Annotated in this window: 12 protein-coding genes and 6 pseudogenes; 10 read left to right on the top strand and 8 right to left on the bottom strand. The window is 61.7% G+C overall.

What is annotated here, in order from left to right:
- The first annotated feature begins 168 nt into the window (after window positions 1-168).
- A pseudogene (locus NKH16_RS24340) lies at window positions 169-1,036 on the top strand (ferritin-like domain-containing protein).
- A gap of 180 nt (window positions 1,037-1,216) precedes the next feature.
- On the opposite strand, the gene NKH16_RS24335 reads toward NKH16_RS24340, so the two are convergent.
- Entirely contained in the window at window positions 1,217-1,450 is a 234-nt protein-coding gene (locus NKH16_RS24335; protein ID WP_352450333.1) for a hypothetical protein, read from the bottom strand.
- Between the two features lie 11 nt (window positions 1,451-1,461).
- On the opposite strand from NKH16_RS24335, the gene NKH16_RS24330 reads away from it, so the two are divergent.
- Window positions 1,462-1,968: a DUF899 family protein gene (locus tag NKH16_RS24330; protein WP_352902206.1), complete on the top strand. Its 507-nt coding sequence runs from the start codon at window positions 1,462-1,464 to the stop codon at window positions 1,966-1,968.
- Window positions 1,956-2,685 (top strand): annotated as a pseudogene (locus NKH16_RS24325) (cupin domain-containing protein); the annotation flags it as partial. The gene NKH16_RS24330 and the pseudogene NKH16_RS24325, both read left to right, overlap by 13 nt.
- A gap of 40 nt (window positions 2,686-2,725) precedes the next feature.
- On the opposite strand, the gene NKH16_RS24320 reads toward NKH16_RS24325, so the two are convergent.
- Window positions 2,726-3,616, bottom strand: a complete 891-nt coding sequence (locus tag NKH16_RS24320) for a LysR family transcriptional regulator (protein ID WP_352902203.1) — start codon at window positions 3,614-3,616, stop codon at window positions 2,726-2,728.
- 106 nt (window positions 3,617-3,722) lie between these two features.
- On the opposite strand from NKH16_RS24320, the gene NKH16_RS24315 reads away from it, so the two are divergent.
- The 3 genes and pseudogenes from NKH16_RS24315 (at window position 3,723) to NKH16_RS24305 (ending at window position 5,841) form a co-directional block, all read left to right on the top strand.
- Window positions 3,723-4,592, top strand: a complete 870-nt coding sequence (locus NKH16_RS24315; protein ID WP_352902200.1) for an SDR family oxidoreductase — start codon at window positions 3,723-3,725, stop codon at window positions 4,590-4,592.
- A 37-nt stretch (window positions 4,593-4,629) separates the two neighbouring features.
- Window positions 4,630-5,102: pseudogene (locus NKH16_RS24310) on the top strand (SRPBCC family protein).
- Between the two features lie 70 nt (window positions 5,103-5,172).
- The gene (locus NKH16_RS24305) at window positions 5,173-5,841 is read left to right on the top strand and encodes an NAD(P)-dependent oxidoreductase (protein ID WP_352902197.1); all 669 of its coding nucleotides are present in this window, start codon (window positions 5,173-5,175) and stop codon (window positions 5,839-5,841) included.
- Window positions 5,842-6,145: 304 nt separating this feature from the next.
- Here NKH16_RS24305 and NKH16_RS24300 read toward each other — a convergent pair.
- Window positions 6,146-6,517: pseudogene (locus NKH16_RS24300) on the bottom strand (hypothetical protein); the annotation flags it as partial.
- Between the two features lie 261 nt (window positions 6,518-6,778).
- On the opposite strand from NKH16_RS24300, the pseudogene NKH16_RS24295 reads away from it, so the two are divergent.
- Together NKH16_RS24295 and NKH16_RS24290 are read left to right on the top strand one after the other, a co-directional pair.
- A pseudogene (locus NKH16_RS24295) lies at window positions 6,779-7,966 on the top strand (Y-family DNA polymerase); the annotation flags it as partial.
- Window positions 7,966-9,234: pseudogene (locus tag NKH16_RS24290) on the top strand (error-prone DNA polymerase family protein); the annotation flags it as partial. The pseudogenes NKH16_RS24295 and NKH16_RS24290, both read left to right, overlap by 1 nt.
- A gap of 318 nt (window positions 9,235-9,552) precedes the next feature.
- Here NKH16_RS24290 and NKH16_RS24285 read toward each other — a convergent pair.
- From NKH16_RS24285 to NKH16_RS24265, 5 genes are read right to left on the bottom strand one after another with little or no spacing between them, the layout of a single operon-like run.
- The gene (locus NKH16_RS24285) at window positions 9,553-9,873 is read right to left on the bottom strand and encodes a hypothetical protein (protein WP_352596114.1); all 321 of its coding nucleotides are present in this window, start codon (window positions 9,871-9,873) and stop codon (window positions 9,553-9,555) included.
- Window positions 9,870-10,112 carry a hypothetical protein gene (locus tag NKH16_RS24280; protein ID WP_352902194.1) on the bottom strand — a complete coding sequence of 81 codons (243 nt, stop codon included), beginning with the start codon at window positions 10,110-10,112 and terminating at the stop codon, window positions 9,870-9,872. The genes NKH16_RS24285 and NKH16_RS24280 overlap by 4 nt, the downstream gene beginning before the upstream one ends.
- Window positions 10,113-10,137: 25 nt before the next feature.
- Window positions 10,138-10,281: a hypothetical protein gene (locus tag NKH16_RS24275; RefSeq protein ID WP_352699084.1), complete on the bottom strand. Its 144-nt coding sequence runs from the start codon at window positions 10,279-10,281 to the stop codon at window positions 10,138-10,140.
- On the bottom strand, window positions 10,256-10,573 hold the full coding sequence (locus NKH16_RS24270; protein WP_352902191.1) for a hypothetical protein: 318 nt from the start codon (window positions 10,571-10,573) through the stop codon (window positions 10,256-10,258). Before NKH16_RS24270 ends, NKH16_RS24275 begins: the two co-directional genes overlap by 26 nt.
- Window positions 10,570-10,833 carry a hypothetical protein gene (locus NKH16_RS24265; protein WP_352902285.1) on the bottom strand — a complete coding sequence of 88 codons (264 nt, stop codon included), beginning with the start codon at window positions 10,831-10,833 and terminating at the stop codon, window positions 10,570-10,572. Before NKH16_RS24265 ends, NKH16_RS24270 begins: the two co-directional genes overlap by 4 nt.
- A gap of 493 nt (window positions 10,834-11,326) precedes the next feature.
- Here NKH16_RS24265 and NKH16_RS24260 point away from each other — a divergent pair, with 493 nt between their 5' ends.
- The gene (locus tag NKH16_RS24260) at window positions 11,327-11,641 is read left to right on the top strand and encodes a co-chaperone GroES (RefSeq protein WP_352542955.1); all 315 of its coding nucleotides are present in this window, start codon (window positions 11,327-11,329) and stop codon (window positions 11,639-11,641) included.
- 112 nt (window positions 11,642-11,753) lie between these two features.
- On the top strand, window positions 11,754-12,211 hold a 458-nt coding region (locus tag NKH16_RS24255), incomplete at its 3' end, for a TCP-1/cpn60 chaperonin family protein (RefSeq protein ID WP_352902188.1).

Raw genomic sequence — 12,211 nt, 5'->3', positions numbered from 1 at the left:
CAGTCGCCCATAATCAGCTCAAGGTCATGGCTCGGATTCGAAGCACAACATTTGGCGAAAATGCGCGACAACCGAAGGAACATTTATCGAGTTTTACGGGGTTAGAAAGGCTGGCCCGCGATCAGGTGCCAACAGGTGATACCGGCGGGCTTTTGGGAGGAAGTCAGGATCCGTGTCACGCCTTCAATTCATATTTCGCGCCGTCGCGCGTTGCAGTTCGGCTTGGGAGCAACCCTCGCCACCACCACGGGCCTGACGCCGGTTTCTCGCGCCTATGCCCAGGAGGACGTGCAGGACGAAGACATTTTCCGCTTTGCGCTCAACCTCGAATATGGAGGCTGAATACTATCTCCGCGGCACCACCGGAAAAGGCATCGACGCAGCCGATGCCGGCTCGAAATCCGGCGACGTCGTTGGCGGAAAGCAAGTCTCGTTCGAGACGCCGGCCATCGGCGAATTCATGCAGGAAGTTGCGGAAAAGGAACTCGCGCACGTCCGATTTTACCGCAAGACGCTTGGAAAGAACGTCGTCGACAGGCCGGCCATCGATTTCGACGCAGGGTTCAAAGCCGTCGCGGAAGCGGCTGGTCTCGGTGCGGACTTCGACCCCTTCGGCAATGGGACGAACTTCGTTCTCGGCGGGATGTTGTTCGAGGATGTCGGCGTCACCGCCTATGCGGGTGCGGCGACAGTTCTAAAGAACAAGGATTTTCTCGCCGCCGCTGCAGGCATTCTTGCGGTCGAAGCCTATCACATGGGAATGGCGCGATCGACGCTATACCGGAAGGGAGAGGAAGCCTGGAAGGCCGCCAACGCTGTCTCCGAGGCCCGAGACAATATCGACGGATCGGACGATAAGGACGAGGGGATCCAGGTGGACGGAAAAGCCAACATCATTCTTTCAACGCCGGACGCAATCGCCTTCACCAGAAAACCGCAGGAGGTGCTCCGGATCGTCTATCTCAACGACAAGGACGGAGTGAGCAAGGGCGGCTTCTATCCGGAAGGGATGAGCGGCACGCTCAAAAGCACCTGAGCCGCTCGCGACAGGCGATCAGATCGCCGGAAGACGCGGGGCGGGTTCACGAGCGCAATGATCGTGGCAATACGTCTGCATGACGATCCCGATGCAAAACCTGCCGCTGGAGCCCAGGACAGGATCGGATGACCGTCCGGTTTGATTTCGAGCCGCGACCTTGCGGCGTAAACGGCAAAGTCAGGAAATGGCGCGTCCCGCGGGTAGCAATCGGCTCGATGGAACGACCGCTTCGGGACCAACCAGACGATGCTGCTCTTGTGCTCGTCGGGTGAGCCGGGCTACCGTCCGCTCGCCCTGTCCGTCCTGCGCCTCGAGGCCCTCGAGGACGGACGGGTCGCGGAGGTCGTCGACTTCGAGGTGCCGATGAGTTTTCCGCTGCCGCGCGGTTTCAACAAGGACGAGGTCGAACATAGGGAGGTCGGATGGAGGTCGCGACTGAGCAGGAGTGGCAGGCCGCCCGCAAGGAGCTGCTGGCGGCCGAGCGGGAGCTGGCGGCGCACGAACGGCGCGTCACCAAGCAGCGGCGTGAGTTGCCCTGGGTTCCGGTCGAGAAGCACTACGCTTTCGCCACCGACGACGGGCCGAAGTCCTTGCCGGAGCTGTTCGATGGCCGCGCGCAGCTCCTCATCTATCACCTGATGTTCGGGGAGGACTGGAAGATGGCGTACCCGGGCTGCACCTCGGTCGGCGATGGGCTGGGCGGCATGGTCACGCACGTGAACGACCGCGACGTGACGCTCATCGCGATGTCGCGGGCGCCGCTGGAGAAGCTGGTGGCGACTAAGGCACAGCGCGGGTGGACGATGCCCTACGTGTCGGGCTACGGCGACGACTTCCTGTTCGACTACGGCTTCGCGTTCCGCCGGGAGGAGATGTCCGGAATCGTCCGCGACGAGTTCGACATGGGGCAGCTGCTCCGATGTTGCTGATGGCCGGCGACTTCGTGCTGGTTCCGGAAATCTTCTCGTTCACGATGAGCAGCCTGGAACCGCCGCCTCGCGGAGCCCTTGCCCAACGTCTTGAGACCAGCCCGGGTGTCTTCCGGCTCGGTGACCCAGAAGCGACCGCCGAAATCAAGGCGATGGTTGGCCATTGTGCCTTTGGCTCGGATGACAAGACTCTTCTCGTCTCGTTGCTACCAGAGGTTACCCACGTCCAGGGCGAAGAGCGGCTGATGATGCTGGTCGGGATGATAAACGACGAAACGAGAGCCGACCGGACCGCCCGTGAGATGGTGCTTCACCGGTTGTTGGAGGTGCTGTTGATCGAAGCTTTGCGTTCAACGGCAAGCGCCGCGGCCCCACCCGGTCTCCTGCGCGGTATGGGCGATCCGCTGCTGGCACCGACCTTGCGCCGGATTCACGCGGATCCAGGTCGCAGCATGACGGTGGAAACACTCGCGCGGGATGCTGCCATGTCCCGTTCGACCTTCTTCGATCGTTTGCGGAGGGAGGTTGGCGTGGCCCCGATGGAATACGCGATCGGCGGCGCATGGCGCTGGCGAAGGAATTCCTTCGCAAGGATGTTGCCACGGCGGAGATTGCGCAACGCGTCGGTATGGCTCGGCAAGCGCCTTCAGCGTCGCGTTCAGTCGGCATGTGGGAATGCCGCCCGGCGCCTATTCGCGGGTAAACACCGCTGGGTAACGCCGGCCCGATTGCAAAATGTGGAGGCTGCTTTGGCCCCTCACTTGCCCATGTAGGTCGCCAGTTCATCGGGCGTTCCGTTGGGAAAAGCCTGCTTCAGAAAATCCAGGAAGGCAGAAACGCGCGCGCTCAACAGACGCCGCGACGGGTAAAGCGCCCACAGCGCGATCTCGGAACCTTCGATATCACCCCAGTGCAGCAAAGTGCCGTCGGCCAGGTCGTGACTCACCAGCGAAATCGGCATACGAGCAGCGCCTACGCCGGTTCGCACGGCATCCCGAACCATGATGAGGGACGACAGTGCGAGAATGGGCTCGATCCCGATCGTCGCGGATCCTTCTGAAGTTACGACGTTCCAGGTCTGCCGATCGCTGGCCCCACGCACGACACCTGGCACCGAGAGATCTGCGGCCGGCCGGAGCAGATCGGGGCTTGCCACGACGACCAGGCGATCATGCAGAAAGGCTCGGCCGACAAGACTTTCGTCTGGGTCTGGATTGACCCGGATGACCAGATCATAACCTTCCTCGATCATGTCCACGGCTCGGTCCTCTGTCGTGACTTCCAACCGCACGTCGGGATATTTCAATGCAAAGCTCGCCGCGATCCTGCCCATGGCTGTCTGCGAAAACAGCAGCGGCGCGCTGATCCGTAACCTGCCGCGCGGCTTGTCCCCGCCCGCCGCGATGGTGGCCGCCGTTTCGTCGAGCTCCGTCAGCAGAGAGGCTGTCCGCTCATGAAGGGCGCGTCCTTCCTCAGTGAGTTTGAGGTTGCGCGCGCCACGTTCAAAGAGCCGAAGTTGAAGGGCAGCCTCCAGTTCCGTAACCCGTCGGGACAAGGTCGCTTTGGGACGGCCGGACGCCCGCGACGCTTTGCCGAAGCCACCGTGACGCGCGACAAGGTTGAAATCGGCAAGGGCGACGAGATCCATAATCGTTCCACCTGTGAGACGAACTGTCCAAATTAGCAGCCTATTGGTTTAAGAATGAACCAGTCATATTCCGGGTGTCAAGCAACACCAACCCGGAGAAAATCCAATGACCATTCTCGTTACCGGCGCCACTGGCAATATCGGCGGCCAAGTCATCCATCACCTCGTCGACCGCGGCGCTGATGTCCGCGCTCTCGTCCGCGACCCCTCCAAGGCCAATTTCCCGGCAGGTGTTGCCGTCGTCAAAGGTGACTTCCTGGACGTCGACTCCCTACGTACCGCCTTCGACGGTGTCTCGACGCTCTTCCTGCTGAACGCTGTCGCACCAGACGAGTTCACCCAGGCTTTGATCGCCCTCAACGTCGCCCGCTCGGCTGGCGTCGAACGGATCGTCTACCTGTCAGTCATTCACCCGGACGTCTACGTGAACGTGCCGCACTTCGCCGGTAAGTTCGGCGTCGAGCGGATGATCGAGCAGATGGGCTTTCACGCTACCATCCTGCGTCCGGCCTACTTCATCCAGAACGATCTGACGATCAAGGACGTCATCGCTGGCTACGGCGTTTACCCGATGCCCGTCGGCGACAAGGGGCTTGCCATGATCGACGTTCGCGATATCGCCGAGGTTGCTGCCCTTGAGCTGCTGCGCCGCGAACAGGCCGCACAGCCGCTCCCGATCACTCGCATCAACCTGGTCGGTCCCGATACCCTTACCGGAGCGGATATCGCCGCGATCTGGTCGGACGTGCTCGCTCGCCATATCAACTATGGTGGCGGCGATACGGCTGCCTTCGAGCAGAACCTCAAGCAGTTCATGCCGCCATGGATGGCCTACGACATGCGCATGATGGGCGAGCGATTTTTGACCGATGGCATGCTGCCCGAGGGCAGTGATGTCGAGCGCCTGACGACGCTTCTTGGACGTCCGCTCCGCTCCTACCGCGACTTTGCTTCGGAAACCGCTGCCTCTGCCTGAGGCAATCAGCCACAATTTCAAACAAAGGACCATCAACATGATCTATTCGACCGCAACCGTCCCGGTGAATCCGGAAGGCGAAGCAAAGCTCACCCGGGAGCAAGTATGGAAGGGTTTGGAACTGAAGGCGCGCGACGCGCGCCTGTTCCTCCCGCCGGGTCTCTGCACCCGCTGCGATGTCGTGGAGGAAAGTGATACCCATTTCGTGCGCGAAGCCACCATCGCCGGCTCTGACATCAGGGAGATCATCACCCTCGAGCCGCAGAGCAAGGTCACCTTCTTCCAGGCGATCGGCCCACGCGAAGGCGCCATTATCAATGAGCTTTTCGAGGACAAGCCGGCGCACTGCAGCTGAAGTTCTACTGCTACCTCGGCCTGCGCGGCAAGGAGGCTGATGGCCCAGAGGAACAGGCCGAGCAGACGCAGTTCGACAGCGACAAGGGCTACAAGTCGGCCCTGCTGTCGACGCTGAAGCGGACCCGCGAACTGCTCGCAGAGGGCCGCCTCTGATTATCACCAGCATCCAAACCAACAGGGCGGCCTCCTGAGGGCGCGCCAGGCTTTCAAGAGGACCAAAATCATGACCACACCCGTCCCTGAAACACGTTTCGCCGCCGTACCGAATATCCTGGTGCTCGGTGCCACCGGGCCGACCGGCCGCCATATCGTCAGCCAGGCCGTAAGCCGTGGCTACGATGTCACCCTCCTGGTGCGCTCGCCGGAAAAGGCCGCAAACATGAAGGGAGTGAAGATCGTCGTTGGAGACGCCCGTGACGAGAAGGTGTTGCGCCAGGCCGTCAAGGGTCGCGATGCCGTGATTAGCGCGCTCGGCACACCCGCAAGCCCATTTCGCGAAGTCACCCTTCTTTCGACCGCGACCCGAGCGCTTGTCAGCGCCATGAAAGCGGAACACGTCTCGCGTCTCGTCGCCATCACCGGTATGGGCGCGGGCGACAGCGCAGGGCACGGCGGTTTCCTCTTCGACAAGCTGATCTTCCCTCTGCTCCTGCGCAAGATTTACGCCGACAAGAATCGTCAGGAGGCAATCATCAAGGGCAGCGATCTGGATTGGACTATTGTCCGTCCTTCAGTTCTCAACAACAAGCCTGCACGCACCACGATCCAGACGCTCACGAACTTGAACCAGTTCCGCGGAGGCTCCATTTCGCGCGAAAACGTTGCGGCCTTCGTGCTGGATCAAGTCGCCTCGGATCGGTGGCTACATAAGTTGCCGTTGATCACCGGGTAGGGTTGGCTTGAACGGCCTATCAAAGCGAAAACCGCCAGCGCGACGATTGCGGTCAAACGAGCCGCGAACGCATAGCTGCCCTGCACAAAAATTAAGTGCAGCGTGATTCGTGCATACAGACTTCAGTTGATGCACATGGCGGCTTCCTCCCAGTTCCGCCGCAGCAGCTGTTCCCCTCTGGAGGTCCATGACCTTCACACGTTATGGGCCGCGGTTTGCCGTCGGCCCTTTTTTCTTTTTCAGACCCAGGTCGCAATGGCGTTGCGGACGCTGAAGGAAGGCGGGGCAAAGCCCCGCGATCGTCCTATTCGAAGGCTGCCATTTGGACCCGTTGCGGCCTTTGGTCGACCGAGTTTGCAGGCTGCTCGACCGGGCGAGCGTAGGGCTTCCAGGTTTCGCCTGTGATGTCCTCGTAAGCCGAGACGGCACCTTCGGCTGCCATGCGAAGCACGTGGGCCTGCAGGCCGCCCATGTCGGCTGCGAACTCGCGCCTGCGTTGGGCGCGATTATCGAAGCCTACCGGGCCGTCCAGGTCCTCGTCTCTGGTGTCGTTGGAGAGTTTCGTGGTCAGATCACGAGCCTCGGTGACCGCGCGGCTGTAGAATTGCCCGGCGCCGTAGGCGGAGCCGACGAACGACCCGACGATGCGCTGCATGTGGATCTGCATGGCCCTTTCCAAAAATGGAACTCGCATTTTGCATTGAAGATGTGGCCCGAGCATCGAATGCCTCCTTCCGTAGGGGCACGACATCATCCCGGTTGACTCTTAGCCACGACGAGAACAAATGTAGAACATATCTCAGGCTTTCCGCGTTTCAAGGGTCAGATGAGTGTATCGGCGCCCCCTGCTGCCATTTCCGAGCTTCGAGAGCGCATTGCGCGTCTCGAAGGCGGAAACGCGCGCGCTCGCACCGTTTTGCCGTTTGGAGTGACCGCAATCGACAGGGTTCTGCCGGGAGGGGGACTGGCTCGGGCGACGCCGCCTCCGCCTGAGACGCCGCTCGTCCTCATCGGCCGAAACGGGCGCCGCCGTGTCGTGCTTGCCGCTGATGCTGCAGCACACGCAGCCGGCCTGCGCATCGGCATTCCGGCGAGCAAGGCGCAGGCGCTGGTCCCGGGCCTGATCGTCCATGATGCCGAGCCCGATGCCGACGCCATGGCGCTCGAGCGGTTGGCGCTGCGGGCTCTGCGCCGCTACGCGCCGATCGTCGCTGCCGATGCGCCGGACGGCATTGTGATCGATACGACCGGCGCCGACCATCTGCACGGCGGCGAGTCGGCAATGCTCACCGGTATGGTGGAGCGACTTGGCGGCTCCGGTCTAGCCGCGCGTGCCGCGGTCGCTGATACCTGGGGTGCAGCCCACGCGCTGGCGCGCTTTGGCACGCGGCAGATCCTTGCGGTTCCATCTGGTGAGATCGCACAGGCGATCCAGCCTTTGCCGATCGCGGCGCTTCGCTTACCCGCCGTGACGATCGATGGTCTGCGTCGGCTCGGCTTCGAGACAATTGCGGACCTCGCCGCTACGCCACGCGCGTCGCTCGCCTTGCGTTTCGGACCGGAACCCGGTCGCCGCCTCGACCAGGCCTTTGGACGAGTGAGCGAACCGATCGAGCCGATCCGGCCGCAGGAAATTGTCGAGGTCCGCCGCAATTTTGCCGAACCGATCGGCGCGGCAGAGACGATCGCCCGCTATACCGGCAAGTTGGCGGCCGAACTCTGTGCTGAACTCGAGAGGCGAGGGCTTGGGGCGCGCCGGCTCGATCTTCTGTTCTTCCGCGTCGATAACCGCATCGAGGCGATCCGTGTCGACACTGCATCGCCGGTGCGTGACACGAAGCGCTTGACCCGGCTTCTCACAGATAAAATAGAAACTGTCGATCCAGGGTTCGGCATCGAGCTGATGCGGCTTGCCGCGACCGTTGCCGAGCCGCTGCGGGCGAAGCAGACAATTTCTTCACTTACCGGGCCGCCGGAGCCCGACGTCTCGGATGTCATCGACATCCTCGCCAACCGTGTCGGCGAAGACCGTCTCTATCGCTTCGCCCCGGTGCAGAGCGACGTTCCCGAACGCTCGGTTCAACGCATTGCCCCAATGGCGCCTGATACCGGCGAGGGCTGGCCCTCCTGTTCGAGAGGTTCGTTTCGCAGGAACGGCGCGAGCCGCCCGACATCGATGTCGACTTCGAGCACGAACGGCGCGAGATCGTCATGCAGTGGGTCTATGAGACCTACGGCCGCGACCACGCAGCGCTTTGCTCCACCGTCATCCGTTATCGCATCAAGGGCGCCGTTCGTGATGTCGGCAAGGCGCTCGGCCTGCCTGAGGACATGACCAAACTTCTGTCCTCGCAGGTCTGGGGCCATGGCGAAGCGGTCGATGAGCGCGCCGGCGAGCTCAATCTCAATCTCGGCGATCGCCGGCTGCGGCTGACCCTTAAACTCGCCGCGCAACTTGCCGGCACGCCGCGTCATCTCTCGCAACATCCGGGCGGTTTTGTGCTGACGCACGATCGGCTCGACGATCTCGTGCCGATCGAGCCGGCGGCGATGAAGGATCGCCAGGTCGTCGAACGGGACAAGGATGATATCGACGCCCTCAAATTCATGAAGGTGGATGTCCTGGCCCTGGGCATGCTGACCTGCATGAAGAAGTCATTCGATCTCCTGTCCGAGCACAAGGGCATCGCCCTCGACCTGGCGATGATCCCGGCCGAGGACCCGCGCACTTACGTGATGATCCGCAAAGCCGATACGCTCGGCGTCTTCCAGATCGAGTCGCGCGCGCAGATGTCGATGCTGCCGCGCATGAAGCCCCGCACTTTCTACGACCTGGTCATTGAGGTTGCGATCGTTCGACCTGGTCCGATCCAGGGTGACATGGTCCATCCCTATCTTCGCCGGCGCGACGGGACAGAAGAGGTGACGTTTCCGACGCCGGAGCTCGAGCGCGTGCTGGGCAAGACGCTAGGCGTGCCGCTGTTTCAGGAGCAGGCGATGCAGGTGTCCATGGTCTGCGCCGGCTTTTCCGCCGGCGAGGCCGACCAGCTGCGGCGCGCGATGGCCACCTTCAAGCACACCGGCGGCGTCTCGAAGTTCCGTGACAAGCTCATCAACGGCATGATCGCCAACGGCTACACGCCAGAGTTTGCCGAAAAGACCTTTTCGCAGCTCGAAGGCTTTGGCAGCTACGGCTTTCCCGAAAGCCACGCCGCCTCCTTCGCGCTGATCGCCTACGCCTCATCCTGGATGAAGTGCTGGCATCCCGATGTCTTCTGTGCCGCGTTGCTGAATTCGCAACCGATTGGTTTTTATCTGCCGGCCCAAATCGTGCGTGATGCTCGGGATCATGGCGTCGACGTGCGCCCGGTCTGCGTCAATGCCAGCCGCTGGGGGTCATAGTGTGAATGTCCCATTTCGTTTCTCCTTCGGCCATGATTGGCCACCGGAGGAACGCCCGGGTACTGACTCGGTTGGGATTGGGCCGGAAACAGACGGTCCGGGTCTGGAAGCCAGAAAGGCGCCATTCCGCTGGCGACCTCCATCTTGGCCGCAACGACGCTGCTAGCTGTTACTTGACTGTGGCACCGCGTGCCCGCTTGCTCCAGGAGGCGACATTCCGGTCTTACCAGAACGTTCGTGATCGGGTGCCTACCTACCGAAAATCGCGCACTTCATCGAATCTCCGGCTGGGGTTGGGAAAGGAGAGCATCATGATTGGCCCACCACTGCCTCGTGTGGGACAATTGGCGGCGCCGCAACCCGCGCCCTCCGGCACTCGGCATTGCGCTGATTGAGGGACAACATGCTGCGCGTCGCATCCGACCGGCTGAGGCCGGTCATGGCACCACCGTCGATCAGCGCCGGAATTCCGCTGAAGACATGATAGACGGTCCAGGACCGATCCGCCTCGACGCGGCGGCCATATTGACGGTCCGCGAAGTCGCGTCCCGATGTCCCACCCTCATTTTCCCAGACCGCAAGCCCGGCGGCGTTGCACTGCCGATCGGTTTCGTTGCTACGGGCACTCATGGCGTTGGCCTTTCCTCATTGATCGCTTCCGTGGCCAGAACGCCGGAATAGAGCGTTGCGCCCTTCGCGTCGGCGATCGTCATGGCGTCCGGCCGCTGCGGCATGTTCAAGGTTTTGGCCAAAAGCCTGGCGATCTCGATCGCATGGTTGAGGTTGGCCGCTTGCGCCGTCTCGCGCCCGACTACGGCATGCGCGTCGTCCGAGTTTCGGGTGCGATAGAATTCGATCACGATCTTCATCGTCATCCGTGCCCGTGTCGCGACGTCAGTTCTTGCCCTTGCCGCGCAGGGCACTGATGTTGGCGGCAAGTCTGGTCTGGGCGCCGAATACGCTTTCAGCCTTGGGCGGGACCTTTTCCTGCTTCGGCTTCCTGATCTCCCGGCTAGATCGTTTCTGTCCCTTTGACATGTTCGAAGATCCTTTCGCTTAGCGTTATGCTGTCACCCGGCGACGTGTCGACCGGTTCGAGACTGTCCTGCGTCGCCACCCGTTCATGAAGTTCGACGTCGCTGCGGATGCGGTACTGCAGCGAATTTCCGCTCGGCGGGAGCGTTGCTGTGACGCGGTAGATTTCCGCGGCCTTTGGAAACGTGCCGATGCCGCTCTTCAGCCGGATAGCCTGTCCGACGGCGAAGAGATGCGTTGCGGCTTCGCGGCGGACCGGGCGTGCGTTGCGTTGCATGAGGGTTGTGGTTCTCATGATTGTCTCTCGTCCAGCTCCAGCGAGGCTTGAAGCAATGCCGGTTCGATCGGCACCATCTGCTGCGTAGCACCGCTCGCGGTGATCGCCGGCAGGTGAATGAAGGTGGCCACGCGGCGCCATGCGATCTGGGAAGTCCCTTCGAGGGCCTCCTCGTCATGGTCGACCCGATACTCTCCGGGCGGTTGCGGTGTATCAAAGCCGGGCAGCGAAAACGCCGACTTGAAGCGAACGACTGTATTTGTGGTGCGGCTGGTCATGAATTGCGGCTTTCCGCGGAAACGGGCGGCTGCGCCTTTCCGTATCATTCCCACTCGAACCGCCGGGACGATGCCCGACGCTGCCAGTACATCCGTGGTCAGCGTCGGTTTCATTCCAGGGTCCGAACGGAACGAGATGTGCGCCGGACCGGCGCATGCACTCATTTTCGAGAATTCGGTGGTGAATGGCGGGGCTCTGACACAAAGCCAACTCGACCCAAATCAACGAGTTTTACCTATGCGCCTCAATTGAGTTCCAAACAAGGTCGCGGCCTCCTTTATTTGATCTTTGAAATAATAACCCGCATCCGCGAAATTCAAGCCGGCAGAAAGTTTTCCTCACATCCGAACGAATTTCTGCGCGTCTCGAATTATATCATTCGAATTCTTGGCCATTGGCCAGAAATAATTCTGGCACTCCTATCTATCGAGTGCCAACGCGCCTATATCAGGGGTAGCGGCCGCCTATGCTGGCCCCAGAAAGAAGTTCCCCATGAAATTCCGGCCACTCCACGATCGCGTCGTCATTCGCCGCGCCGAAGGCGACACCAAATCCAAGGGCGGCATCATCATTCCCGACAATGCCAAGGAGAAACCACAGGAAGGCGAAGTGATCGCCGTCGGCCCGGGCGGACGCGACGAGAATGGCGCGCTTGTTCCGCTCGACGTCAAGGCCGGCGACCTGATCCTGTTCGGCAAATGGTCGGGCACGGAGGTCAAGATCTACGGCGAGGACCTTCTGATCATGAAGGAGGCCGACATCATGGGCGTCATCGACAAAGCTGTCGAAGCCAAGAAGGCCGCCTGACTGGAGCGGCGCGTGTCCCTCAAGGCGCGCAAAGGTCGCTCCAGTATTTGAAGAACAAGCGCAGCGCGTTCCGCGCGGCGACCGTTCCACTCCAAATTCGACGGGATAAAAAATGTCTGCCAAGGAAATCAAATTCGCCACCGATGCCCGCGACCGCATGCTGCGCGGCGTCGAACTCCTCAACAACGCCGTCAAGGTGACGCTCGGCCCCAAGGGCCGCAACGTCATCATCGACAAGGCCTATGGCGCGCCGCGCATCACCAAGGACGGCGTGACGGTGGCCAAGGAAATCGAGCTCACCGACAAGTTCGAAAACATGGGCGCACAGATGGTGCGCGAAGTGGCCTCGAAAACCAACGACCTCGCCGGCGACGGCACCACCACCGCCACGGTGCTGGCCGCTTCCATCCTGCGCGAGGGTGCCAAATTCGTTGCCGCGGGCATGAACCCGATGGATCTCAAGCGCGGCATCGATCTTGCTGTCGGCGCCGTCGTCCAGGAAATCCAGGCGCGCGCCAAGAAGGTCAAGTCCTCAGGCGAGATCGCGCAGGTCGGCACCATTGCCGCCAA

This window comes from Mesorhizobium sp. M1307 (assembly GCF_040318155.1).
Classification (GTDB): Bacteria; Pseudomonadota; Alphaproteobacteria; order Rhizobiales; family Rhizobiaceae; genus Mesorhizobium.
The sequence above is the reverse complement of the archived record's forward strand: the minus strand, read 5'-3'. Positions and strand labels throughout refer to the sequence as shown.